General features: G+C 38.7%; 26 protein-coding genes. 14 read left to right on the top strand and 12 right to left on the bottom strand.

The features are described from left to right. Positions 1-296 precede the first annotated feature (296 nt). The gene (locus AC4NPH_RS04705; RefSeq protein WP_013056794.1) at positions 297-731 is read left to right on the top strand and encodes a MerR family transcriptional regulator; all 435 of its coding nucleotides are present in this window, start codon (positions 297-299) and stop codon (positions 729-731) included. A gap of 60 nt (positions 732-791) precedes the next feature. Here the strand turns inward: AC4NPH_RS04705 and AC4NPH_RS04700 are convergent, their stop codons facing one another. The 3 genes from AC4NPH_RS04700 to AC4NPH_RS04690 form a co-directional block, all read right to left on the bottom strand. Continuing rightward, positions 792-1,004, bottom strand: coding sequence for a hypothetical protein (locus tag AC4NPH_RS04700; protein ID WP_013056795.1), 213 nt, complete (start codon positions 1,002-1,004; stop codon positions 792-794). 130 nt (positions 1,005-1,134) lie between these two features. Beyond that, on the bottom strand, positions 1,135-1,281 hold the full coding sequence (locus tag AC4NPH_RS04695; protein ID WP_013056796.1) for a hypothetical protein: 147 nt from the start codon (positions 1,279-1,281) through the stop codon (positions 1,135-1,137). 141 nt (positions 1,282-1,422) lie between these two features. Beyond that, positions 1,423-1,731, bottom strand: coding sequence for a flagellar hook-associated protein FlgK (locus tag AC4NPH_RS04690; protein WP_013056797.1), 309 nt, complete (start codon positions 1,729-1,731; stop codon positions 1,423-1,425). Positions 1,732-1,951: 220 nt separating this feature from the next. Here AC4NPH_RS04690 and AC4NPH_RS04685 point away from each other — a divergent pair, with 220 nt between their 5' ends. Both AC4NPH_RS04685 and AC4NPH_RS04680 read left to right on the top strand, forming a co-directional pair. Further along, positions 1,952-2,311 (top strand): hypothetical protein, encoded by a 360-nt coding sequence (locus AC4NPH_RS04685; RefSeq protein WP_098196699.1) that lies wholly within the window; start codon positions 1,952-1,954, stop codon positions 2,309-2,311. Between the two features lie 77 nt (positions 2,312-2,388). Then, complete coding sequence (locus AC4NPH_RS04680) at positions 2,389-2,568, top strand: H-type small acid-soluble spore protein (protein WP_013056799.1); 180 nt, start codon at positions 2,389-2,391, stop codon at positions 2,566-2,568. Positions 2,569-2,639: 71 nt separating this feature from the next. Here the strand turns inward: AC4NPH_RS04680 and AC4NPH_RS04675 are convergent, their stop codons facing one another. Both AC4NPH_RS04675 and gltC read right to left on the bottom strand, forming a co-directional pair. Then, positions 2,640-3,710 carry a DUF3900 domain-containing protein gene (locus tag AC4NPH_RS04675; protein ID WP_013056800.1) on the bottom strand — a complete coding sequence of 357 codons (1,071 nt, stop codon included), beginning with the start codon at positions 3,708-3,710 and terminating at the stop codon, positions 2,640-2,642. A 160-nt stretch (positions 3,711-3,870) separates the two neighbouring features. Continuing rightward, positions 3,871-4,773, bottom strand: a complete 903-nt coding sequence (gltC, locus tag AC4NPH_RS04670) for a glutamate biosynthesis transcriptional regulator GltC (protein ID WP_013056801.1) — start codon at positions 4,771-4,773, stop codon at positions 3,871-3,873. A gap of 134 nt (positions 4,774-4,907) precedes the next feature. Here gltC and gltB point away from each other — a divergent pair, with 134 nt between their 5' ends. Then, positions 4,908-9,461: a glutamate synthase large subunit gene (gene gltB / locus AC4NPH_RS04665; protein ID WP_029321447.1), complete on the top strand. Its 4,554-nt coding sequence runs from the start codon at positions 4,908-4,910 to the stop codon at positions 9,459-9,461. A 16-nt stretch (positions 9,462-9,477) separates the two neighbouring features. Further along, positions 9,478-10,959 carry a glutamate synthase small subunit gene (gene gltD, locus AC4NPH_RS04660; protein ID WP_491938611.1) on the top strand — a complete coding sequence of 494 codons (1,482 nt, stop codon included), beginning with the start codon at positions 9,478-9,480 and terminating at the stop codon, positions 10,957-10,959. A gap of 33 nt (positions 10,960-10,992) precedes the next feature. Here gltD and AC4NPH_RS04655 read toward each other — a convergent pair whose 3' ends face one another. Next, positions 10,993-11,472, bottom strand: a complete 480-nt coding sequence (locus tag AC4NPH_RS04655) for a hypothetical protein (protein ID WP_063671443.1) — start codon at positions 11,470-11,472, stop codon at positions 10,993-10,995. A gap of 52 nt (positions 11,473-11,524) precedes the next feature. Next, positions 11,525-11,995 (bottom strand): staygreen family protein, encoded by a 471-nt coding sequence (locus tag AC4NPH_RS04650; protein ID WP_053487230.1) that lies wholly within the window; start codon positions 11,993-11,995, stop codon positions 11,525-11,527. Between the two features lie 201 nt (positions 11,996-12,196). Here AC4NPH_RS04650 and AC4NPH_RS04645 point away from each other — a divergent pair, with 201 nt between their 5' ends. The 3 genes from AC4NPH_RS04645 to AC4NPH_RS04635 all read left to right on the top strand — a co-directional run bounded on the left by AC4NPH_RS04645 (position 12,197) and on the right by AC4NPH_RS04635 (position 15,663). Beyond that, the gene (locus AC4NPH_RS04645) at positions 12,197-13,597 is read left to right on the top strand and encodes a tannase/feruloyl esterase family alpha/beta hydrolase (RefSeq protein ID WP_063671447.1); all 1,401 of its coding nucleotides are present in this window, start codon (positions 12,197-12,199) and stop codon (positions 13,595-13,597) included. 248 nt (positions 13,598-13,845) lie between these two features. Then, positions 13,846-14,700: a bifunctional methylenetetrahydrofolate dehydrogenase/methenyltetrahydrofolate cyclohydrolase FolD gene (folD, locus tag AC4NPH_RS04640; RefSeq protein WP_013056807.1), complete on the top strand. Its 855-nt coding sequence runs from the start codon at positions 13,846-13,848 to the stop codon at positions 14,698-14,700. Positions 14,701-15,063: 363 nt separating this feature from the next. Next, on the top strand, positions 15,064-15,663 hold the full coding sequence (locus AC4NPH_RS04635) for a DUF3298 and DUF4163 domain-containing protein (protein ID WP_013056809.1): 600 nt from the start codon (positions 15,064-15,066) through the stop codon (positions 15,661-15,663). A gap of 2 nt (positions 15,664-15,665) precedes the next feature. Here the strand turns inward: AC4NPH_RS04635 and AC4NPH_RS04630 are convergent, their stop codons facing one another. Continuing rightward, positions 15,666-15,932: a hypothetical protein gene (locus tag AC4NPH_RS04630; protein ID WP_029321458.1), complete on the bottom strand. Its 267-nt coding sequence runs from the start codon at positions 15,930-15,932 to the stop codon at positions 15,666-15,668. 172 nt (positions 15,933-16,104) lie between these two features. Here AC4NPH_RS04630 and AC4NPH_RS04625 point away from each other — a divergent pair, with 172 nt between their 5' ends. Both AC4NPH_RS04625 and AC4NPH_RS04620 read left to right on the top strand, forming a co-directional pair. Next, a complete protein-coding gene (locus AC4NPH_RS04625; protein ID WP_057274116.1) occupies positions 16,105-17,529 on the top strand; it encodes a phospholipase D-like domain-containing protein in 1,425 nt (474 codons plus the stop codon). Positions 17,530-17,643: 114 nt separating this feature from the next. Next, positions 17,644-18,156, top strand: a complete 513-nt coding sequence (locus AC4NPH_RS04620) for a GNAT family N-acetyltransferase (RefSeq protein WP_057274117.1) — start codon at positions 17,644-17,646, stop codon at positions 18,154-18,156. Positions 18,157-18,192: 36 nt separating this feature from the next. Here AC4NPH_RS04620 and AC4NPH_RS04615 read toward each other — a convergent pair whose 3' ends face one another. Together AC4NPH_RS04615 and AC4NPH_RS04610 are read right to left on the bottom strand one after the other, a co-directional pair. Next, positions 18,193-18,474 (bottom strand): hypothetical protein, encoded by a 282-nt coding sequence (locus AC4NPH_RS04615; protein WP_078081757.1) that lies wholly within the window; start codon positions 18,472-18,474, stop codon positions 18,193-18,195. 106 nt (positions 18,475-18,580) lie between these two features. Continuing rightward, the gene (locus AC4NPH_RS04610) at positions 18,581-19,012 is read right to left on the bottom strand and encodes a MarR family winged helix-turn-helix transcriptional regulator (RefSeq protein WP_029321464.1); all 432 of its coding nucleotides are present in this window, start codon (positions 19,010-19,012) and stop codon (positions 18,581-18,583) included. A 191-nt stretch (positions 19,013-19,203) separates the two neighbouring features. Here AC4NPH_RS04610 and AC4NPH_RS04605 point away from each other — a divergent pair, with 191 nt between their 5' ends. From AC4NPH_RS04605 to AC4NPH_RS04595, 3 genes are all read left to right on the top strand, one after another. Then, positions 19,204-19,608, top strand: a complete 405-nt coding sequence (locus AC4NPH_RS04605; RefSeq protein ID WP_013056813.1) for a CidA/LrgA family protein — start codon at positions 19,204-19,206, stop codon at positions 19,606-19,608. A gap of 29 nt (positions 19,609-19,637) precedes the next feature. Next, entirely contained in the window at positions 19,638-20,270 is a 633-nt protein-coding gene (locus AC4NPH_RS04600) for an LrgB family protein (RefSeq protein WP_236019619.1), read from the top strand. A gap of 271 nt (positions 20,271-20,541) precedes the next feature. Next, positions 20,542-21,414, top strand: a complete 873-nt coding sequence (locus AC4NPH_RS04595) for an STAS domain-containing protein (protein WP_013056815.1) — start codon at positions 20,542-20,544, stop codon at positions 21,412-21,414. 153 nt (positions 21,415-21,567) lie between these two features. Here AC4NPH_RS04595 and AC4NPH_RS04590 read toward each other — a convergent pair whose 3' ends face one another. Both AC4NPH_RS04590 and AC4NPH_RS04585 read right to left on the bottom strand, forming a co-directional pair. Next, positions 21,568-22,044, bottom strand: coding sequence for a hypothetical protein (locus tag AC4NPH_RS04590; RefSeq protein WP_097812387.1), 477 nt, complete (start codon positions 22,042-22,044; stop codon positions 21,568-21,570). 68 nt (positions 22,045-22,112) lie between these two features. Beyond that, complete coding sequence (locus AC4NPH_RS04585) at positions 22,113-22,685, bottom strand: GNAT family N-acetyltransferase (RefSeq protein WP_013056817.1); 573 nt, start codon at positions 22,683-22,685, stop codon at positions 22,113-22,115. A 239-nt stretch (positions 22,686-22,924) separates the two neighbouring features. Here AC4NPH_RS04585 and AC4NPH_RS04580 point away from each other — a divergent pair, with 239 nt between their 5' ends. Further along, on the top strand, positions 22,925-25,198 hold the full coding sequence (locus tag AC4NPH_RS04580) for a glycosyltransferase family 39 protein (protein ID WP_491938608.1): 2,274 nt from the start codon (positions 22,925-22,927) through the stop codon (positions 25,196-25,198). The last annotated feature ends 3 nt before the right edge of the window (positions 25,199-25,201 follow it).

Genomic DNA, 25,201 nt, shown 5'->3' with positions numbered 1-25,201 from the left:
ACAAGTTAATAAACATTTAGTGGATAGAAATAAGAACTCTCAAAAACAAATTTATTAATTTGTATGCTAAATCGTAAATTAACAAAAACGGCACTTATGAGAAGGTTTCAGAGAAAAGAACCCAGCATATATTGTATAAGCAATTTTTTTACTCTAAAAAAGGGTAAAGAAATTGCTTATTTATTTTTAAATAAGTGTACAGCTGTTCAGATTTGTTTTGAGATATCTAGCGTTAGTGTATAATAGTAACAAGTATGAAAAGTTGACATTGTGAATTGATTAAAGGGGATTTAAAAATGAGTGAACTAAAAATAGATGATGTAGCGAAGCAAAGCGGTTTAACAAAACGTACAATTCGTTATTATGAACAAATTGGACTGATGCCAGCACCTCCAAGAAGTGAAGGAGGATTTCGTCTGTACACCGAAGAACATGTAGAATTTTTAAAGAAAATTACGAATGCCAAAGAAGTCATGGGTTTTTCGCTTCAAGAATTACAGGAATTTCTTGCTTTAAGTGATACTCTTGAAATACAAAAGATGGATTATAGGCAAGTGAAAGGAACAAGTCAACAAAAAGAAAAGTTAGAGCAAGTGTTACATACGGTAGAAGAGCAGCTCAAGCTGATTGAACAGAAAAAGAAAAATATCTTAAAAGTAGAGTCTGATCTTCTGTCACTGAGAGATCGTGCTAAGACTGCAATTGTAAAATTTGAGCAGGAAGAATCATAAAAAGCAGGCGCATTCACCAGAAGAGTGCGTCTGCTTTTACGGTTTTTATAGGGCATTCATTTATGATTGTGAAGTGTTTTCTTCTAGCTGTACTCCTAAAAGAAGTAGAATAGCCTGTATCCCATCGGCTTTTCCACTGTGAAAGCTTCTTGTTTCAGCATCCAAAGCTTCATTTACAGATTCCATCATATTTGATTCGTACAAGTCTAAAATCAATTGTTTTCCTTCGGGACTCAAATGCAGCTGCCCGCGTTCCTTCATTTTAAACTTCAACTTCTTCAACTCCCTTTCCCATAATACTATTAGTATACAAAATTAATAACATTTACGTAAACGTTAATTTTTGTATGTGGACAGAAGGAACGTATTGAGTATAGGTACTAAGTGAGGTGAGAGATACTTATTATCCTTTGCTTGTTTTAATGTTTGTCAGCTTATATCCGCAAGCTGAGCATGTATAGATAACGTTTTGATTGGACTGAGCAGTTAAAACGGTAGCAAGCTCTTTTTGAGAATGACAGTTAGGACAAATAACAACAGGTGATTTCATGTGATTTTCTCCTTTTCTTTTTCATAGTCAAATTTTATTTTATGTAAAGTTTAATCAAATATCCTTTGTGCTATCAAAAACGACGGAAGACATGTAAAAAAGCATTCTCGCTCAAAAGAAACGGGAATGCTTAAGGTGAGTTTAAAATCCGTCCTGGCTTGCTGTAAATGGAATGTTAAGTCTTCTTTCTACATTGCGTAAGCGCTGATTTAATCTGTTTATACGATCAGTATGTCGCTCTACAACTCGATTTAAACGAGTAATTTCTCTGACTTGCTCCTCATTTTGTCTCTCAAGGGCACGAATTCTTCGTTCAAATCCTCCAAGATTTTGAAGCTGCTGTCTTTCATCGTATTCTTCATGCTGTGGTACGTAAGGGGGATAGTATTGTTGAACTGAGTAATCAACTTGCTGAGGAATGTATCCAGGGTTGAAATAATAAGGGTTCATTAGGGCATCGCTCCTTTTAAATAGTAATTTCAAATCAAACACGATATAACGTATGCGAAGATAAGAAAAATGCTATAGGCACATACCTAAAGACATTCTGTATTTAAAAAAGGAAAGTATTTTTAAAAGTCAAAAGGAGATAGCCGCTCCTTTCTTGAATATGCAAAATAGAAAAGCTTCTTTTTTAGACACTTTATTTAAGAAAGAGGGAAAGGGACTAATGGCTCAAGGAAAACAAAAACCAGCACCTAAAATAGAAGAATCAAAAGCTCCGCCTACAAAGAAACAAAAGTCGAAGAGCCGAAGCGCTAAAAAAGCGCAGCCTCCTACATCGCCCTGGGTAAAAGTTGCTTCCATTTTATCTAACATTGATTTCATTCGTTTGTTTCGAGTGCTGTTTCTTGCTTTAGTGGTTGCTTTTATTGTGTATCAATATATTTTACTTACAAAGGGAATCTTCATCAAAACATATGCGGCCCTTTGGCATCATCACAAAATGCTCTTGCTGGCTGGAGCTGCATTCATTACCTATACTTCTTTCATTTTTTACCTTGGTTACCGCACCGCTAAAAAACGGTAGAACTGCTCTAGGGGGCGAATAGCATCTATTCTTTGAGCAAACCTTATATGTATATCAGCATAGAGGGGGGAAGAAACGTGGACAAGCAGCGAGCAAAACAAATTGCTGATTCACCCGTTATGGCTAACGTTACGTATAACGATACGGCCGTTTATATTCAACATGTAAGCGAAGAAAATGATACGGTAAGAATTTATCCGCTAGGTCAGCCAGAAAATGAACAAAATGTTTCCGTGAGCCAATTAGTAGAGAATTAAGGTGGATAAATAGAGCTGGTTTTTCAGTTAAATAAAAGCCAGAGAGCTATGTTTTACTCTCTGGCTTTTATTTATTCTTCCCATTTCTTACTGCTGATCTTTTCAATAATTCCATGCAAATCATCGGGCTTATGAAACTCAATCGGAGACGCGCCTTTTTCAAACAGAATCGATTCCGCTTCAATTAAAGCCACGTAGCGTCCGTTCACTTTCGCTAAGTGAATATTTTCCCCGAAATCAGCTAACAGCCCTTTAATCTCTGTTTCGCCAAGCTTCATTTTTAACTCGGCATCAGGCGTATGCTCGACGATATGAGCAGCAGCTTCCATAACTTGATGCGTATCCAAACGTTCTTGAAGCTCACGCTTTTCACTTGTTGCCCACAGTTCCATGTCCGATTCAAACTGTTCAAGTTCTACGCTTTCTGCTTCAAACGTTTCGCTGACGTGTTCACGCACCATATCCATCACTTGTGTTTTCATAATCTCAGGCATCGGCTCGTTGTAGTCAATGAATTTTAAGAAGTCTTCAAAATAACGGGCGTGAGATGCTTGGTGGATGACAAGTTCACTTTCTTCGACCATTCCTTCTTCAGGCATGTAGGGGTATTGAATAGATTTCATGTTTTTAGTAGTAATTGCCATTTCTACGTGACGAATAAGGGTTGATTCATCTGAAATTGAAGCCACTTTTGGTTCGAAGTCACATTTTAAAATAAACACAAAAGCATGATCAAAATATTTTCTTGGAACAGCGGATACAACTAAAAATGCTCCTCCTCGAACGGCTGCAGTATCAAGGTATGCATTGATAAATTGTTCGCTATTTTCTTCAAATTCTTCTTTGGTTGTGGCAAAACGAGTGCGGTGAAATAAATTATAATTAGGGTTTGAGTCGAGAGCGTGTCCTGGTTCAACTATAAAATACCCGAGCTTTGTAGGCACTTGTTCTGCTTTGGGGTGTCGTTCTACTTTACGCTTTACAATTTTTTTAAATTCACCGTCTAAAAAATCTTTAATCGAACTTTCTTCATATTCTTCCGTATCAAGCGTTTGAAAATGCTTATATTGTTTAGAGGCCTGTTCTTCTTTTCCTTCTACTTGTATTACGTAAAATGATAAAAAATTAATTTTAAAATCCATAGCAGTCACCTTGTTTCTTTTTAGTCAGTTACTTCAGTATAAGAAAGAGTCCGGTAAGCGTCAATGCCTGTTAGCTTTAGGGGAAGAAGATCTATTTATACAATTGATCTGCTGAGGAATAGTGTATAAAGCAAAGAATAAGAGAGGCAGGGGGCCTCTCTTATTTATACTGCTCCAACCGTTCAAAAAAGGTTTTGACAAACTTATAAAAAATTTTATCAGAAGGTGCTAAATCACGATTTCGAGGAATAATCATCCCGACTGTACGCTGAAGCTGCGGCGTATGAATAGGAAGTTTAGTCGTAAAACGAGGAGTCGTTTCAGACACTGTGCTTTCAGGAAGAAGCGTGACGCCGATTCCTGCGGATACAAGACCTTTAATCGCATCTAAATCTTCTCCTTCAGATGAAATATTGGGCATGAATCCTGCTTGTTTGCAAGCGTCAAAGGCCATTTTATGTAAAATGAATCCTTTTGGAAATAGCACAAAATCTTCATTTCTTAAATCCCGCAGCCGAATGTTATCCCGTTCAGCGAGCGGATGATGAGAAGGAACAAGGGCTAAAAGATTTTCAGTGAATAAAATATGCCCTTCTATACTCTGGTCCTCTACAGGTACAGGGCCTAAAAAAGCGATATTAATATCTCTTTTTTTAACCGATTCAATTAAAAATTTATACGAACCTTGTCTAAGATGAAAAGCAACATTTGGGTGTTCTTCTTTAAAGGCTGATATAATAGTAGGAAGAAGGTGACTGGCAAGGCTTGTTGGAAATCCGATTTTAATCGTTCCTCTTTCAGGATCCAGGTATTCATCAATTTGTTCTTTCGCATAGTCAATAGCTTTCATAGCCGTCTCCGTATGCTCAAGAAAGACTTTTCCTATTGCTGTTAACTTGACATTTCTTCCTTCGCGTTTGAATAAACTAACACCTAGCTCAGACTCCAGATTCGCGATTTGACGGCTGATCGCTGATTGAGCTACATGCAGATATTCTGCCGCCTCAGATACGTGTTCTCTTTTTGCAACTTCCATAAAATAGCGTAATTGACGCAGTTCCATAGGCATCCTCCATCTATATATATCAAAATTAGATTAGTTTTATCTAAATTATATATTGTTTATATTGATTTGAAAACTTACAATGTAAACAGGTGATCTTAAAAAGATAAAGAAAACGAACGGGGGAGAAGAAGATGACATACAATCAAATGCCAAAAGCTCAAGGTCTCTACCGTCCTGAATTTGAGCACGATGCATGTGGAATCGGACTATACGCTCAATTGAAAGGCGTAGCGTCACATGATATCGTTAAAAAAGGACTAAATATGCTTTGCCAGCTTGACCATCGAGGCGGACAGGGAAGCGATCCGCTAACAGGAGATGGAGCTGGATTAATGGTACAAATTCCACACGCGTTCTTTAAAAAGACATGCGCTGAATTGAACTTGCCAGAAAAAGGTCGTTATGGAGTTGGAATGATCTTTTTCTCAAATAATGAAGACGAGCGTCGAGAAATCGAAGCTTATATTAATAAATTAATTGAAGAAGAGGGACAAACGTTACTAGGTTGGAGAACTGTACCTGTAAATGTCGGAAAAATCGGAAAAGTCGCAAAAGAAAGCTGTCCGTACGTACGACAAGTATTTATTGGGGCAAATGACAGTATTCAAGATGACTTAGCGTTTGAACGCAAGCTATATGTTATTCGTAAGCAAGCGGAAAATTGGGCGCAGGCGCGTCAAAACCGTTTTTATTTTACAAGTCTTTCAAGTAGAACAATTGTGTACAAAGGGTTATTAACGCCTGAGCAAGTTGATGCTTTTTATCTTGACCTACAAGATGAAGACTTTACTTCAGCGTTTGCTTTAGTGCATTCTCGCTTTAGCACAAACACGTTCCCAAGCTGGGAAAGAGCACATCCAAACCGTTATTTAATTCATAACGGTGAAATCAATACGCTTCGCGGTAATCAAAACTGGATGAGAGCACGTGAACAGCAGTTTGTTTCGGACGCATTCGGTAAGGATTTGCCGAAGGTTCTTCCAATTTTAGATGCTGAAGGAAGCGACTCATCCATGTTAGATAATGCGCTAGAGTTCTTTGTATTGGCCGGCCGCAAGCCAGCGCATGCAGCGATGATGCTTATTCCAGAGCCTTGGTCTGAGAATCCGCACATGTCAAAAGAAAAACGTGCTTTCTATGAGTATCATAGCGCATTAATGGAGCCATGGGATGGTCCGACTGCTATTTCGTTTACGGATGGAAAGCAAATCGGTGCTATTCTAGACCGTAACGGTTTACGTCCAGCTCGCTATTATGTTACAAAAGATGATTACATCATACTTTCATCAGAAGTAGGCGTCATTGATGTTGAAGATGAAAATGTATTATATAAAGATCGTTTAAGCCCAGGTAAAATGCTTCTAATCGATTTAGAGGAGGGCCGAATTATTTCAGACGAAGAAATTAAATCTGAAATGGCACAGGCTGAGCCTTATCAAGAGTGGTTAGATGAACAGCTGGTAACGTTGCCAGAAGTGCAAGAAGAAAAATCTGAATACTTCGATGATTTGGTCATTCGCCAGAAGTCATTTGGCTACACGTATGAAGATATTCATAAATATTTAGTTCCAGTTATTACAGAAGGAAAAGATCCGCTTGGTTCAATGGGGAACGATACTCCATTAGCCGTGTTGTCTGATCGTCCTCAATCGCTGTTCAATTACTTTAAGCAGCTATTTGCTCAAGTAACGAATCCACCGATTGATGCTATTCGTGAACAGTTGGTTACATCGACAATGACATTGCTTGGTGCAGAAGGGAATCTACTGCATCCAACCAAAGAAAACATTCATCGAATTCAGCTTGAGACGCCGGTTTTAACAAACGATCAAACTGATCAGCTGAAGTCTGCCATTCATCCAGATTTCAAAAGTGCCGTTATATCTGCTGTATTTACAAATGATTTAAAAGCAGATCTTGATCGCGTATTTGCTGAAGCTGAAGCGGCAATTAACGCAGGTGCTAGCATTCTTGTTCTGACAGACCGTGAAGCGGGAGCTCAATCCGTAGCTATTCCAGCTTTATTAGCGGTCAGCGGGCTGCACCAGCACCTAGTGCAAAAAGGAAACCGTACAAAGGCGAGCATTGTAGTGGAAACGGGAGAAGCGCGTGAAGTGCATCATTTTGCAGCGCTGATTGGTTACGGCGCAGACGCAATTAATCCATATCTTACTTTTGCAACATATCAAAATGAAATTAACGCAGGTACGTTGAACGTATCGTATGATTATGCTGTTGAGAAATATGTAAAAGCCGTTACTGAAGGTGTCGTAAAAGTAATGTCTAAAATGGGTATTTCAACGGTGCAAAGTTATCGGGGCGCACAAATTTTTGAAGCAGTTGGAATCAGTGCAGAGGTTATCGAGCAATATTTTACAGGTACTGCCTCGCAGCTTGGCGGTATCGGTTTAGATGTTATTGCAAAAGAAGCAAAAACGCGTCATGACAATGCTTATGTTGAAACAATTGAGCAAACGTTAGAATCAGGAAGTGACTTCCAGTGGAGACACACGGGCGAGCATCATGCGTTTAATCCAAAAACAATTCACACGCTGCAGTGGGCTTGCCGTAAGGGAGATTACAGCTTATTTAAAAAATTCTCTGAATCGGCTAATGAAGAACGCATCGGTTTCTTGCGCAATCTGTTCTCGTTTAATGGATCGCGTTCATCTATCTCCATTGATGAAGTAGAATCAGTTGATTCGATTGTAAAACGTTTTAAATCAGGTGCTATGTCGTTTGGATCTTTAAGTCAAGAAGCTCATGAAACATTAGCGATTGCGATGAACCGTTTAGGGGCACGCAGCAACAGTGGAGAAGGTGGCGAGCATCCTAGCCGCTACACTCTGGATGAGAATGGAGATAATCGCCGCAGTGCGATTAAACAAATCGCTTCTGGGCGTTTTGGGGTGAAAAGTCACTACCTTGTGAATGCAGATGAGCTTCAAATTAAAATGGCACAAGGTGCAAAACCTGGAGAAGGCGGTCAGCTTCCAGGAAACAAAGTATATCCATGGGTGGCAGATGTGCGTGGATCAACGCCAGGAGTAGGCTTAATTTCACCTCCTCCACACCACGATATTTATTCGATTGAAGATTTAGCGCAGCTTATTCATGACTTAAAAAATATAAACCGTGATGCACGAATCAGCGTCAAGCTCGTTTCAAAAGCAGGTGTAGGAACGATTGCTGCCGGAGTAGCAAAAGGAGTAGCGGATGTTATTGTCATTAGCGGTTACGACGGAGGTACGGGAGCATCTCCAAAAACAAGTATTAAACATACTGGACTACCGTGGGAACTTGGCTTATCAGAAGCTCATCAAACGCTTATGTTAAACGGTCTTCGTGAAAAAGTAGTGCTTGAAACAGACGGGAAATTAATGACGGGTAAAGATGTAGTCATGGCAGCACTTCTAGGAGCAGAAGAGTTTGGTTTTGCTACGGCGCCTTTAATTGTTTTAGGCTGTATCATGATGCGTGCGTGTCACTTAGATACATGCCCAGTTGGAGTGGCAACGCAAAATCCAGAGCTTCGTAAAAAGTTCCTGGGAGAAGCGGACCACATCGTTAACTATATGAAATTTGTTGCACAAGAAGTGCGCGAAATTATGGCTGAACTTGGATTTAAAACAGTGGATGAAATGGTTGGACGTACAGACGTATTAAGCGTTAGCGAACGTGCAAAAAATCACTGGAAGGCTCAGCACTTAGACTTAACAACTCTTTTATATCAAGCTGAAGGTGTACGTACCTTTAAAACACCTCAAAATCATAAAATTGACGAATCTCTTGATATGCAAAAGATTTTGCCTGCGGTACAGCAAGCAATCGAGCATAAGTATCAAGTCGAGTTAGAACTTCCAATTTCTAATATTAACCGTGTAGCTGGAACAATTGTGGGAAGTGAAGTTACAAAACGTTACGGTGAGAAAGGTTTGCCAGAAGATACGATTACTCTTCGATTCACTGGCTCTGCAGGACAAAGTTTTGGTGCGTTTGTTCCAAAAGGAATGTCTATGTATCTAACTGGAGATGCAAATGATTATATCGGAAAAGGTTTATCAGGAGGTAAAATCATTGTTGCTCCACCTAAGGAAACAACAGCTGTGTCAGGTGAGAATGTTATCGTCGGGAACGTTGCATTTTACGGTGCAACAAGCGGTGAAGCCTATGTTAGCGGGCTAGCAGGGGAACGTTTTGCAGTTCGTAACAGCGGTGTGAACGTAGTGGTTGAAGGAATTGGCGATCATGGCTGTGAATATATGACTGGCGGACGTGTTGTCGTATTAGGCGATGTAGGTAAAAACTTTGGTGCAGGAATGTCAGGCGGTATTGCTTACGTATTTGCTGATGATCAAGAAGCATTCAAAAACCTTTGTAATAAAGACATGATTGGGTTTGAGGGTTTAAAAGGCGAAGAAGCAGAAGAAGTAAAAGAGATGGTTTCAAATCATCTGAAATATACGAACAGTCATAAAGCAGCATTTGTCTTGGAAAATTGGGAACAATCACTTTCAAAATTTGTAAAAGTGATTCCGAATGATTATAAACGCATGATGAATCGCATTGAAGAGCAAAAAGCAGCTGGACTAACGGAAGAAGAAGCAGCTATGAGTGCGTTTGAGGAAAATGCAAAACAAGAAAAGAAAGCATCGGCAAAACAACAAGAAGCGGTAGCTCAGTAAGAAAGGGGAGAGTACGATGGGAAAACCAACAGGATTTATGGAAATCAAACGTGAAAAAGGGAAGGAACGTGACCCGTTAAAACGTTTAGGTGATTGGAAAGAGTATGCTGCTCCTTTATCTGATGAAGCGCTAAGCCGTCAAGGGGCACGATGTATGGATTGTGGCACACCTTTTTGCCACATGGGAATGGATATTAATGCTTTTACTTCTGGATGTCCAATCTATAACTTAATTCCAGAGTGGAATGATTTAGTTTATAAAGGACGCTGGAAAGAAGCTTTAGAGCGTTTAATAAAAACGAACAACTTCCCGGAGTTTACAGGACGAGTTTGTCCTGCTCCGTGTGAAGGTTCCTGTACGCTTGCTATTTCAGATCCAGCGGTTTCGATTAAGAATATCGAACGCGCTATTATTGATAAAGGCTTTGAGAATGGGTGGATTACTCCGCGTATTCCGGAGAAGAGAACAGGCAAAAAAATTGCTGTTATTGGCTCTGGGCCAGCAGGCTTAGCAAGCGCAGATCAGCTGAACCAAGCGGGTCATTCAGTAACGGTATATGAAAGAGCAGATCGTGCTGGCGGTTTATTAACATATGGAATCCCAAATATGAAGCTAGATAAAGAAGTAGTGGAAAGACGTGTTCGCTTATTGACGCAAGAAGGTATTGATTTTATAACGAATACGGAAGTTGGAAAAGACATTACTGCTGAAGAGTTAAAAGAACAATATGATGCTGTAATTTTGTGTACAGGAGCTCAGAAGCAAAGAGATCTAGTATTAGAAGGTCGTGAAGCAAAAGGAGTTCACTTTGCAATGGACTACTTAACAACTTCAACAAAAAGCCTTTTAGACTCTAACTTCAAAGATGGTCAATTTATTGATGCTGAAGGAAAAGACGTTATTGTTATTGGAGGCGGAGACACGGGAGCTGACTGTGTAGCTACTGCTCTTCGTCAAAAATGCCGCAGCGTTGTTCAGTTTGGTAAACATCCTCAGCTTCCTGCTGAGCGTACGGCAGATAATATGTGGCCTGAATATCCACATGTATTTAATCTTGAATATGCTTATGAAGAAGCACAGGCAAAATTTGGGGACGATCCACGTGAATACTCAATTCAAACGAAAAAAATCGTGGCAGATGAGCAAGGCAATCTAAAGGAACTTCATACAGTTCAAATGGAAAAAGTAAAAGGGGAAAATGGACAGTACATCTTTACCGAAATTCCAGGAACAGAAAAAGTATGGCCAGCTCAGCTTGTCTTTATTGCGATTGGGTTTGAAGGTCCAGAGCATCCGGTTCTATCAGCGTTTGGTGTTGAAACGAAAAATCGTCGCGTAGATGCAGCGTATGGAAATTACAAAACAAATGTTGAAGGTGTTTTTGCTGCTGGTGACGCTCGTCGTGGGCAAAGTTTAATCGTATGGGCTATTCATGAAGGTCGTGAAGTAGCTAAACAAGTTGATAGCCATCTAATGGGAGCAACTGTATTACCATAACAAAAAACCGTCACAATTGTGGCGGTTTTTTGTTTATCTAGGATTTGATACTTCATTTCCTCTACGTAAATTTTCAAATGAAACGGTTAAAATCGTGTTGGTAATTCGAACTTGTGAAGCGGGGGAAACGCTGTATAAGTTAAAAAGTTCAAATATCCAGGGGTCACGTTTTTTCAGCTGTCGCGCGGCTTTTTCGACGCGTTCGTTAATAGATCCGCTGTAACTGTTATAGTTATCATCAACAAATCTTACAATGGAACGAAATAAGTATTCTGTTAGTTTGCTATCCATCCCGCCTCGTTGAGCATCTCTGTAGATAGACTGATACTGGCGTTTTAAAATTTTCATCACTCTGTCTACATCGCGTGTAGATCTAACTTCCTCTTCCTCATGCAGGATATAAGAAAATAAGTCTTCATTGTATCTATAAGGTTCTAAATAATTTTCATTCGTAGTAGGAACCACTGGATGGTAATAGCGCGGCATATAGGGGTAAACCCATTGACTGTACATGAAACATTCACACCTTCCTCGTTCATTTCCCATTAGTTTATGCACTAGCGTGCTAGCTGCTGCATGTTTGTTTTAAATAAAATTTAGGAGTTTGATAATAGGACCACCCTCTAAATTCTTGATAAGTCGATACAAAATAAATGTAAATCGGCGTATTTAGCAAGTCTGGATAATGTTGAAAAAACGCTTGGTCTCCGTAAAACATTGCTTCTAAAGCAAGGGGGAGTTCACGACGGAAAATCTGATAACGAAGCTGTGCTTGCTCGCGGCTGAACTCGCCTCCGCTAACAAAAACTTCGCCTTGAATAACTGCCTGTCGATCTGTTACGTGAAGAGCAGCCAGTACTTCATCACGCATATTTTCATCTATCTCCTTGTTGTTATATGAGCATCCGATGCTTAAAAAAAGCTGACCGGTTGTATCAGAATGAGTAAGAGTATATTTTCTTCCGGAAACCGGATAGGAGGAAGTAGCAGGGGGAATAAGAGTCGTAGAAAGTTTTGAAGAATTAAACGAACTCATAGTCATTGACACTCCTTTTTTTGAATAAATTTCAATATTATACGGCGCTATGGGCTCAGTTGTGATAAATGTCTACTTTCTTTCTGTAAGAAAGGCGTTTTGGTGTACTTTTTGAGAAATGGATGGTAATATTTAACTAAAATTATGCGTGTACAGTCCCCAAGAGTGTCTTCAAAAGCAAATGTGAATGGAGGTTATCACTTGAATATCACAACGTTTGACGGTAGGTATGGAAACTGGCTAACGACTAAAAACCCTCTTCAATTTCAAGCAGCGACTGCCTATGGGAACATTGGGCTGGCTCCTATCTATTGGGGAACAAAAGAAGAAAAAAATGGATGGTATTACATGTATCAGCCTGAAGAAATAACGGGTGTTCAAGTAGAAGGTGAAGTTGATGGTGGTAAGTTTCTCATTCGAATTCCTGATGACTGGAATGGAAAGTTAGTTATGTCAGGAGTTCCAGCTACCAGGGATGAGAAATCAACGGATTTACTGTTCAGCGACTATGTGTTGGCAAAAGGGTTTGCGTTTGCTGCTTCTGATAAAGGAACTCAGGGAGAAGAAGTGCGAGATGATCCATTTGCTAAAGCAAAGAACGCTCTAGTCAAAGAAGAAGACTCCATTAGAAAATGGCATATTCAATACCGAGAAGTGACAAAAATAGCTCAGAGATTTTTGTTTGAAAATTATCGTCACAAACTTCAAAAAGAAGTGACAGAATATTTTGATATAAAAACGTATGCGTTAGGTATTTCTAACGGGGGTTATGTTGTTCGTTATGCTTTAGAAAACGATGGAAAAAATGGAGAGCCTCAGCTTTTTAATGGGGGTGTTGAATGGGAAGGGGTTATGTGGCGAGCTGATCACGATAACTTAATTACTTCCTTAACACCTGTTGTAAATTATGCCGAAGAAGCACTGTACACGGTAGGTGAATCGCAAAAAGAAGCTTTGCACCGTTTGTATCAGGCAGGGTTGCCAAAAGGATCTGAGTTTTTATGGCCATATCATGACCAGTATTATTGGTTTTTAACGCTTAATATATATAGAGATGAGTTTGACAGTCAAGCACCTGGAAGCATTCCATGGCAAAAATACTTGACGCTTTTTGAAAATGGAGTTAGAGATCGTTCGTTAGATTCTATTTTTGAAAAGTATGATTATCAAGAAAGACCCCAAAATGTAAAGCGAAGAGTTCGTGAAATTGAAAATACAGGTGATATTTCCGTTCCGTTGATAAGCATTACAGGGTCGTTAGATGCTCTTATTTTTCCGGATATTCATGCTTATCCTTATGAACAACTGGTAAAAGATTCTGGTAAGCAGCACCTTCATCGTCACTATGTAGTTGAAAATGGAAACCACATTGATAGCTTAGTATGGAATCATCAAATTGACCCAGATCGAAAGCTTCAACCTCTCCTGCCTTATGTGTATCAAGGATTTGAATTGCTATGTGATTGGGTGGAGAATTTTGAAGAACCTCCGAAAAATAAGAAAATAAGTGCGCCTCTCAAGGAAATGCATGTAAAGGATCTAAAAACAGAGGAAGACGTGCTGCCGTTGACTACAAAGAAAAGCATATCAACAGAAAAATAAATCGCCGAAAACCGTGCCGAAGGTGCGGTTTTTAATTTGGAAAAGCAACGTTTGAATAAAAACAGCTTTGGTGAATACAAAATATTATAGTACGATAAGAATGGAATATACGTTATTTGTTATTTATTTTCATCTATTTAAAATAAAAATAATAAAAACATTGAACAAAACCGAACTTTTGTGTTAGATTAATAACTATAATTCGTACATTTATTAAATGGCTACAGTTGAAAGGAGCAAAAAACATCATGACAGCGAAAGTAATTAAAGGAAAAGAAGTAGCGCAAGAACTGCGCGCCGCATTAAAAGAAGAGGTAGCTCAATTAAAAACAAAAGGTATCGTTCCTGGTTTAACCGTGATTTTAGTAGGAGAAAATCCTGCTTCGCAATCATATGTAAGAGCGAAAGCAAAGGCTTGTGAAGAAATCGGTGTTGCATCTGAAATTATCAAACGTGACGTAACGATTACTGAAGAAGAGCTTTTAAACGAAATCCATCACTTGAATGGAAATCCATCTGTTCATGGTATTCTTATTCAACTTCCATTACCAAAACATATTGATGAAAAGGCAGTATTAAATGCTGTATCTCCTAAAAAAGATGTAGATGGCTTCCACCCAGTAAGCGTAGGGAATATGGTTATTGGCGATGAGTGCTATTTACCATGTACACCACATGGTATCGTTGAGTTAATTAAACGTTCAGGTGAAGAAATTTCAGGTAAACATGCGGTAGTAATTGGACGAAGCAATATTGTTGGTAAACCAGTATCCATGCTGTTACTTCAAGAAAGTGCAACGGTAACAATTGCTCACTCTCGCACAAAAGATTTATCTGCTTTAACAAAACAAGCTGATATTCTTGTGTCAGCTGTAGGACAACCTAGACTTATCAAAGCAGATGATATTAAGCCGGGTGCCATTGTAATTGATGTAGGTAACACAATGGAAAATGGTAAACTCGTTGGTGATGTTGATTACGAAGCGGCTTTAGAAGTTGCAGGTTATATTACACCAGTACCAGGCGGAGTTGGTCCGATGACCATCACAATGTTATTAAAAAATACGGTAGACGCTGCTAAAACAATTAACAACGTAAAATAATAAGAAGTTAAAAAGAGGCTGAGACAAAGGTATTTTCGTTGAAGGAAGATCCGAACGAGTTTGATTCTTGATGGAGAATCAAACTCGTTCGGATTTTTTCATTGATAGAGTCAACATAGGTTTCATGTATGGAGGTGCTTCTAGCTGTTGATTGGAGGGCAAGGCGAAGATTTCCGCGGAAAGCGAAATCTTGCACGGAAATTAATAGCGGTATCAAAAGCGATCCATACTAGAGCATTTATCCAGTTTGTTCGTCTTTAGGTTGGAGTGATTTCGTTATGTCTGAATCTTTTTTTGCTTTAGTAATGGAATGAATACTAAAAGAATAGAATGTAACAACCTGTATACAAAGAGGAGGAAGCGATGGTTACGTTACCTGCAACCGTATATTCTCAACAAATGGTGAAGAAAAAGTTAAACGTTTATTATCCAGTTGTACATTTGACTAATCAAGCTGTTCAGCACAGCATGAACAGTAAAATTTTGCAGCGCACGAATGAATTAATTCGTCAGCAGGGATATGGAGAAAATCCGGATACAGAAGAAACGGGTTACTATGAGTTGAAAACAAACGAGCGAAATGTGCTCAGCTTAACACTTGTCAATTTTGCTTATTCCGGGGGAGCGCACGGATTGACCGTGGTCGTTCCGTTAACGTTTAATGTGCTGACTGGAAAAACGTATCAACTCAAAGATCTATTTAAAAAAGACAGTAATTACGTGAGCATTCTTTCTAAAATAGTAGGAGAGCAAATAAAAGAGCGCGATATTATGGTTCTTGGAGAATATAAAGGAATTAAACCAGATCAAGATTTTTATATCGCCGATAAATCACTTGTGCTCTTTTATCAGCTGTATGACCTGGCTCCTTACGTATATGGAATTCCTCACTTTCCCATTTCTATCTATACTATTCAAGATATTATTGAAGATGAAAGTCCACTTGGACAAATGTTTGGATAAAGTTATAAAAAATTGCGGTGCGGTCGTACGTATCTTTTTAATTCGGCCGCTAACTGCTGACGAAGCGAACGAACGCTAATTGCTTCAGCAATATCTTTTGCTACTGGAAATACCCCGACTTTAGTGATATGAACACGAAGATAACCCTCATACAAGCATCCTCGGTCCGCATGCTTGATTTTGGTGCGTACAACAGCTTCTATTTTATCGTTTTCATTGTGCAAAGGGTAAGAATCTGTAATATGAAAACGAAAAGAATATTCCTCCATCACCATCATCCTTTTTTCTATGATATGTACTAGCATACTATACAAATAGTGAATCAGAAAAAATAAATGTGTCAAAAAGACAAAGCGCAAAACAATCAAGGAAGCAGTTTCTTGCATGTAATGATCATTATTTGTGAACGATAACAGAAAAAGACAAAAAGCTGGAGTTGCGATGATAAAAATAGCATTCAAAGGATTACTTATTATTTTATCTTTATATATTCTGTATGTGGTTATAGCGGCGGTGGTTCTCTTTTATGTACCTTTAAAAACAGGAGAGGAAACGACCTCAATTAAACCGGGTAGCTTTTTTGGTCACAGTGAGTCTACGGACCGGGTGAGACTTCTCGAAGATGGATATGAGGCAGGAAGAGTTCGTATTCAAATGATTCAAGAAGCTGAGAAATCGATTGATATTGCATATTACTCAATAGGAAAAGGAGAGTCAACTGATTTAATTATGGCCGCTCTTTTTAAAGCAGCTGATCGAGGCGTCTATACTCGCGTTCTTTTAGATGGGATAGCTAACGGCTTACGAGGGAATCGAAGAGGCGTGCTCTACGCATTAGCTTCACATCCTAATATTGAAGTGAAGTATTATGAACCGTTTCAATTGTTTAAACCTTGGGCGTGGCAAAATCGTATGCATGACAAAATAATGATTGTAGACGGACAGCTAGGCATAATAGGGGGACGGAATATAGGGGACAAGTATTTGGCCAACAAGCCTCCTCCAGACTTCGTCTATGATCGTGATGTCTTTATTACAAACAGCAAACATAAACAAGATAGCGTCATCGTTCAAATGCAGAATTATATAAATGAATTATGGGCTCATCCTTACACTAAAAAAGCTTTTTATCATCTCACACAGTACCAGGTCGATCAGGGAAAGAGGATGAAAGCTTTGCTGCTGCAGCAATACGGTAAAGCTAAGCAAGTAGGAGAAACGTTTGCAACTCCTAAGATTAATTGGAATGCTTCCACCGTTTCTACAAAGTGTGTTTCTTTTATTCATAATCCAATTGAACGATTTAATAAAAGACCTTTTATGTGGAAAACGCTTATTAATCTGGCAGAAGGAGCTAACCGGTCTGTTCTTATTCAAAGCCCTTATGTTGTGCCAACTAATGCGATGAGCAAGTATACAGCCATAAAAAAGAAGCGAGACGTTCAATGGACGCTACTCACAAACTCAGTTACATCTACGCCCAATGTGTTAGCTTTTTCTGGGTATATAAGTATGCGGGATACGATTATGAAGACAGGTGTAAAGCTTTACGAATACCAAGGACCTTATTCGATCCATGCAAAATCCGTAATTTATGATCAAAGACTCAGTGCCGTAGGCTCTTTTAATTTAGATTCCCGTTCTACATTTTTAAATAATGAATCGATGGTCATTATCGATAGTCAAAAATTTGCAAAAGAATTAACGATGGCGATGGAAAACAAAATAGATAAAAGTATCCTTGTTGCCAACCATAAGCGATGGATTAAATCTCCCGACGTCCAAAGGAAAGAAGAACCTGTCATGAAGCGAACCTTCCTGTACGCCCTTGCAAAAGTAACAAGGTTTTTTAAGGAATTTATTTAAACAGTGGACAGTTTACACATCACGTAAATTATCCTCTTTTATTTATTGGGAAAAATCGGTAGTATAAACATAATAAATAAAAAGGGAGGAAGGTACGTGGAAGCCGCCGTTTTAATGAAACCAGATGCAGCTTATAAAAAGGCTTATATGAGCTTTTATCATGAATGGAAAGCAAGCGGAGAAAAAATGATTCCGTGGGTAATTGCTAAAGACCCTACTCACTTTGAAGAAATGATTCAAGAGTTAATAAATGCAGAAAAAGGTATTGGATTAAAAAAAGGATATGTACCCGATTCTACCTATTGGCTAATGCATAACGAAAGAGTAATAGGCGTAGTTAATATCCGTCATGAACTAAGTGAATTGCTTCGAAATAGCGGAGGGCATATAGGTTATGGTATTCGGCCAAGTGAAAGAAAAAAAGGGTATGCAAAGCTGCTATTAAAGTTATCTCTTCAGGAGATCAGAAAGCTAGGAGTTCAACGGGCATTAGTAGTGTGCGATGATTGGAACATCGCTTCTCGTCAAACTATTTTGGCAAACGGTGGTATACAAGACGAGGATTATATAGAAGAAAACGGAGCTGTTGTTCAGCGCTTTTGGATTCATACGGATAAAATAGTATAAAAAAGAGGTGAATTTTTAAATTCACCTCTTTTATGCTTAGTCATATTGTTTTAAAGCTAATTTCAGTCGCATATAGGTATACATAGCGTATGCCTGTCTTCCTTTCAAGCTGTATGGATTTGCTTTGGAGCAAAGACAGTTAAGAAATTGCTCATCACATGAGCGGCATGAACCGTAATCTTCATAGCATAAATCGTGGTATTTACAGCAGCAGTCTACATCATTTACTGGGCATCCTGGACCACTGCATCCGGGGCCGCACCATTTATAGCCGGGGAAAAGGCAGGGCGTGGCTTTCCTTTTGTTCGGAACAGACATAATCATACATCCTTTTCAATAGTCTCTTTACAGTAAATGCAAGAAACGGAAAAGAGACAGGGACAAACACCTTGCAGCAGCAGCCTAATTTTTTAGGGCTTTCTATTTAATCGATAAATGCGTCATTCATCCGCATTAATAGTTTGCCAAACAGCTCTTTTTCTTCACTGGACCATTTCTTCAACATACTATGATAGCGTTCAAGGCGCATTTGTTTATCACTTTGCAGCATTCGTTTTCCGCGTGCTGTGATATCAAATAGACTGACGCGTCCATCCGAAGGATCAGAGGAGCGGGAAATCAGCTGTTTATTTTCTAAAGCAGCAGCTTGTCTAGAAAGAGTTGAAATGTCGAGTTTAAATGCTTCAGCTAGTTCTTTTACACGAGCTGGTCCAAATTCATCTAACTGGCGTAATAATAAATACGCTGATCTTTCTAGGTTTCCTATTTTATTTTCGGAATTATCAAGATAGACGGCTCGTCTAATAAAGGTAGTAAGTTCATATTCAATCAATTCAATTGAATTCTTTTCTTGCATCATAATCGCTCCTTACAAAATCATTCATTGACAAAGAAATATATACTTGTATAATACAAATGTATATATAGTTGTATAGTACAAGTAAAAGTAGGTAAAGTAAAGTATGTTTATATAGTAAAATGTTAGACAACATGACAAAAGAAAGAGAGGAGGACAGCTGTTCTTTATCTATAGGACAGTGACCTATAATGAAAGTGATACGAATTATTCTACAAATTGCGATTCTTTATGCTTTTTCTATGATTGGCGAAGCTGTTCACCATATGCTGCACCTGCCTATTCCAGGAAGTATTATAGGCTTAATCTTAATGCTTATTTGCTTAATGTGCAAAATTGTTCCCATCAAAGTGATTGAAGACGGAGCGAGTTTCTTGTTATCTTTTTTACCGCTATTATTTATACCAGCTATGGCGGGTGTGATGAATTATCCTTCGCTTCTTTCAAGCAGCGGAGCGGTTTTGTTTTTAATTATTGTACTTAGTACGATTGTTACGATGGCCGCCGCAGGGATTGCCAGCCAACTTTTAGAAAAGAAAGCGAACAAACGAAAGGAGAAACAACAGTGCAAGAATTCTTTATCGCGGTCTTTATAATCGTAGCTACAGTTGCTTTGTACCTAGTCATGGCAAAAGTATATGTACGGTTCTCCTATCCAATTCTTATTCCAGTTTTAACTACAACCATATTCGTTATTCTTCTTTTGCTTACTTTTCATGTTTCCTATGATGAGTATATGATTGGAGGCAAATGGATTAATTCACTTCTAGGACCAGCCGTTGTCGCATTAGCGTATCCACTCTATAAACAGCGTGAGATGCTGGTGAAATACAGCGTTCCTATTATTGGAGGGGTATTTGTAGGGTTATTTGCAGGTATGATTAGCGGACTTGTGTTCGCTGAAGTATTCGGCATTGATCGAAGTCTGATTTTATCCATTATTCCTAAGTCCATTACTACTCCGGTTGCGATTCAAATTGCTACGGGATTAGGGGGCGTTCCATCCATGACCGTAGTATTTGTTATGATTGCAGGTTTTTCGGGAGTAATCCTTGGACCTTTACTTTTAAAGTGGATTCGTATTAAGAGTTCTTTAGGAAAAGGCATTGCCCTAGGCAGCGCTTCTCATGCCTTAGGAACTTCTAAAGCATTTGAATACGGTGAATTAACGGTATCGATGAGTTCAGTATCAATGACATTAAGCGCTGTACTAGGCTCGGTTTTTGGGCCTATTGTTGTCTGGTTATTCCAAGTGTAAGGTGAGGTAAAAGAAAGTGAATATAAAAAAACAATCTTGTTCCAATTGGAACAGGATTGTTTTTTTATACGAAAGCATAAGTTTTATCCGCAGCAAATTTTAAGTTGTACGCCTCTTTTTCTGGTACTATAATAAGAAGAAAGAAAATTCATAAAATAACCGCTTTTTTGTTATTTTTAGGAAGGCTAGTCAATTGTCGGATGGGTAAGAAGGCTTAGTCAAGGTTATATACGCAGTAAAAATAGCAAAAAAGAGGAGCTGAGCGTATTTTATGAAAGAGGAGCTCGTGTATATAGGAAAAAAGATTATTGAACATAAATACAACTTGTCAGAAAAATTAGCAGAACGTTTAGATGCTACACATCCTTTAAGTACAGAGGAATTAAAAGAAAAGAAAATTTTGAAGTGGCGAGTGTCCATTATGGAGTATTTTGGAAGAGTACTATTTGAAGAGCAAGAGGCTGTACTTAAACTTGTTAAAGAGTGGGCGCTTGCTACCGGTAAATATGCGGTAGAAAAAAATATTCCTTTAGAAAAAGCGCTAGGTACCTTGCCAATCTATCGCAGTGTTATTTGGGATGTATTTACAAGAGAACTAGAGGAGCATCAGTTTGCCGCAATTACTATGCTGCACGTCAGTGAGCGAATCGATCCGCTTTTAGATACGGTAACATGTATTTTTGGTCAAATTTACGATGAGCATAATCGATATATGATGAATTTAGCTTATACGTCATTAGAAGAACTTTCAGTTCCGCTTGTACCCGTTACCAAAGGCATCGCTATTATGCCGATTATTGGGGAAATTGATACTCATCGCTCGCAGGTTATTATGGAGACCTGCTTGAAAAAAGGGACAAGTCTTCAATTAGCTTATCTTATTTTGGATATTTCAGGTGTTGTAATTATCGATACAATGGTCGCAGACAATCTTTTCAAAATTCATCAAGCTCTTAAATTGGTAGGAGTGGAAGCTATTATAACGGGAATACGACCGGAAATTGCCCAAACGGTAGTGAAATTAGGAATTAATTTTAATCAAATTAAAACAGAAGCTAATTTAGAAGCAGCGCTTTTAAAAATTGGATTTAGACGTTCTGAAGAACATAGACCCACGCACCTGTCATCACGTCGCATAAAATGACAGACTATGAACATGCAGGGACACCAGAATTAGAAATGTATTTTATAAACGTAACTATTCCAATTCTTTTAAAACTCGCTGTGAAATACGAATTTCAGTGGATAGGAAGTAAGTGTATAGTAAAAAAGCGGATGTTAATCAACATCCGCTTTTTTACTTAATAAATGCGATATGCCATGGTAGCACAAAAGCATAAACGAGTAAGTATACCACTATTGAATAGATAAAAAACCAGCCGTTTAAATGCATATAGCCACTTTTAATCATTCCGTATTCTATGAGTAGTGAACCAGCGCAAAAGAGAAGTGATAAAACCCATTTATTTTTAGCTGTTAAGTAAGTCAAAAATAAAACGGAAAGGGAAGGTGGAATAAATGTATAGCTTAGAATATCTCCAAGTCCTGTAACTTTTGAATCTCCCAAATCAATCACGTTAAAAACACGTGTGATGATAACATCACAAAGCCATCCAACAAATCCAACTACGCTAAACGTGATATAAAAATCTCGCCAAGTTAGCTTTCGTTTAAATAAAAAAAAGGCAAGAATAAATAAACATAAACTAACGGTAATCGGAAACCACAAACCATGTGCAGATAAGTCTAAATGCTGAATTGCTTGCTCCAACATTGTTCACCTCAAAAGGAAGAGTTAGTGTTGAAGTTAGCCTATGTTATGGAAAGTATTTTATACATTTTCTACGCGTTGCGTGTATATTCTTCTCGCAAGATTGAATATAACTTTAAGTCTTGATGAGCTCCCTTAATAAACATGGCTTTTCGAATCGTTCCTTCATAAGACATACCGATTTTTTTCATCACTTTCTCAGATGCAGCGTTTTCAATAAAGCACCTCGCCTGAATGCGGACTAAATCCATTTCTTCAAATCCAAACGCAATTACTTTTTCAGCTGCTTCCGTAACAAATCCTTTATTCCAATATGCTTCAGAAATCGCATAGCCAATTTCCGCAATGCGATGGGTAGGGTTCCAAGTGACAAAGTCAATGGTGCCGATACATTTTTTCAAGGCTTTGATTTCCATAGCCCAAGGAGAAATGGATTGGTTGCTGTACTGTTTTAAAACGAAGGAAACAAACTCTTTTGTATCTTGAAGCTTTCGGTGCTTTTCCCAATTTACATATCTGCTTACCTTTTCATTTGAGGCATATTCAAACATGTCACGCACATCTTTTTTGGTAACTTTCCGCAAGCGGAGTCTTTCTGTTTCTAGTGTGGGTAAATTTCCGTATATATCTTTTACTTGAATCATAAAGTTGTCTCCTTTCTGAGCAAGAAGTGGATGAAGTGTTGATAATAATGTTTCATAGAAGCTGCAGCATTCCAAGAATACGCTTTCTATTTCATGTGCTTGATTCTTTAATTGTAAAATATTTCATTGGTGAGCGTAAGAGGTCAAATGGATTTTTAAAAAATAAAAATTATTTTTGCTGTTCATAATCAGTTCACAGATGCTTGTTAGACTAAAGTCAGAAATTACGAAGGAGTGAAATGAAACACATGAACAGTGAAGTGAAAGAAGAACGAACTTCAAATAAAAAAAGAATAGACTTATTTTTAGTTCCAATCGTTTTAATTGCAGCGTTTTTGAGCTTATTTAAAATTTGGACAGATGAATACGCCAACGCTTATTACACGGCAGCTGTCAAAAGTATGCTTCAAAGTTTTCATAATTTCTTTTACGCATCTTTTGATCCAGGAGGCTACGTAACGATTGATAAGCCGCCGGTTGTGTTTTGGATTCAGACAATTAGCGCCAAAATATTTGGATTTCACGGGTGGAGCGTCATTTTACCGCAAGCCTTAGCGGGCATCGGTTCAGTCCTTTTACTATACGTACTCATAAAACGTACGTTTGGCGTATGGGCTGGGAGGTTTGCTGCTCTTGCCATGGCCCTGACGCCAATCGTACCGGCGGTAAGCCGAACAAATAATATCGATAGTATGCTTGTATTTACATTATTATTAGCAACATGGATGTTGTTTCGTGCTGTGCGTACGGTTAAATTTGGCTGGGTGTTAGCGGCTTTTGCGATGATTGGTGTTGCATTTAACATGAAAATGCTTCAAGCATACATGGTTTTACCAGCATTTTATGTTTTCTATGTAGTGGCAACCAAAATCACGTGGAAAAAGAAAATTGCTTTCTTAACAACAGCAACTGCACTGATGCTTGCCGTTTCTGTCTCATGGGCAGTTGTAGTAGATTCAACTTCTGCTGATAAGCGACCTTATATGGGAAGCAGTCAAACAAATTCAGTTCTAGAGCTTGCTTTTGGATATAACGGTATCAATCGTTTAACTGGAAATACAAGCGTGACGGGAAGCAGTCATAAACAGCCTGCTCAAACTGAGCAGCAAACAGCAAGCAGTGAAACAAAACAAAATAGTAATTCAAGTGCTGATTCTTCACAAAGCTCAAATCAAAGAAAGAGCAGCTTTTCTCAAAAGATGCAGGCTCCAGGCGGAGGGAATCAAAACGGAATGTTTAACACGGGGAATCCTGGTCCCTTCCGACTATTCCAAAAAGGTTTATCAGATCAAATCAGCTGGTTATTACCATTTGTAATCTTTTCAATCGTGGGTTTATTTGCCGGAGTAAAATTTAAAGGGCCTTACACGGCAAAACAAAAAGAAAGTTTATTTTGGTTAGCGTGGCTGCTACCAGTAGCTGTCTTCTTTAGTATCGCAGGATTTTTCCATCAGTATTATTTAATTATGCTGGCACCTCCAATCGCTGCATTTGCCGGAGCGGGAGCAGTAGCTTTATGGAGCATGTACAAACAGCATAATGACTGGAAATCATGGCTGCTACCAGGTGGTATTTTAACGACAGCAGCACTTCAAGTATATATTATGTCTCCTTATGTCAGCTCAATCGGCGTAGCGCCAATTGCAGGTGTAGGAGCACTGGGCGTCATTTTAGCTCTTGTTTTAGCTATTCGTAAACAGCGTAAAAATTCGTTGACGAACTACCTAGGAGCCGCAGCGATGGTTGTCTTAATTGCGATGCCGGCGTACTGGGCGATGACACCAATTATTTATGGTGGAAATAGCATGCTTCCATCAGCAGGTCCTGATTCTTCAAGCGGTATGGGAGGACCTCCAAGCAAAGCTACAAATAGCAAACAGTCTGGCTTTAACGGCATGCAACCTCCAGGAAGCTCTAGCGGCAATTCATCATCGAACAATCAAATGCAGCCGCCAAGCGGTTCATCGAACGGCGGTCAAATGCCGGGCGGTTCGTCCAATAATGGTCAAATGCAGCCGCCAAGCGGTTCTTCAAACAGTGGTCAAATGCAAATGCCAGGCGGTTCATCCAATAATAGTCAAATGCCAAATAGCTTTTCAAGCAAATCATCATCTTCAAAACGAAAAAGTGGAGGGATGAACGCAGAAGTAAACCAAAAGCTACTAAACTATTTAACAAAAAATAATACAGGTGAAAAATATTTATTTGCCACAACGGATTCAACTTCAGCTGCGCCTTACATTATCAAAACGGGCAAGCCAGTAATGGCAATGGGTGGATTTAGCGGTTCAGATCCAATTTTAACGGTAAGTAAATTAAAAGCCATGATTAAAAAAGGTGAAGTGAAATATTTCTACTTGTCTGGAATGGGCAAGGGAGGTCAATCTGACGTTATCACGTGGATTAAAGAAAATAGTAAGGAGATTCCTTCTTCCAAGTGGCAGTCTACTTCATCAAGTGCTCAGCAAGGGCCATCTGGAAACGGAACACTATACGAAATAACGCTTAAATAAGGA

Source organism: Priestia sp. MDV22-iso46 (assembly GCF_058629175.1).
The sequence above is the reverse complement of the archived record's forward strand: the minus strand, read 5'-3'. Positions and strand labels throughout refer to the sequence as shown.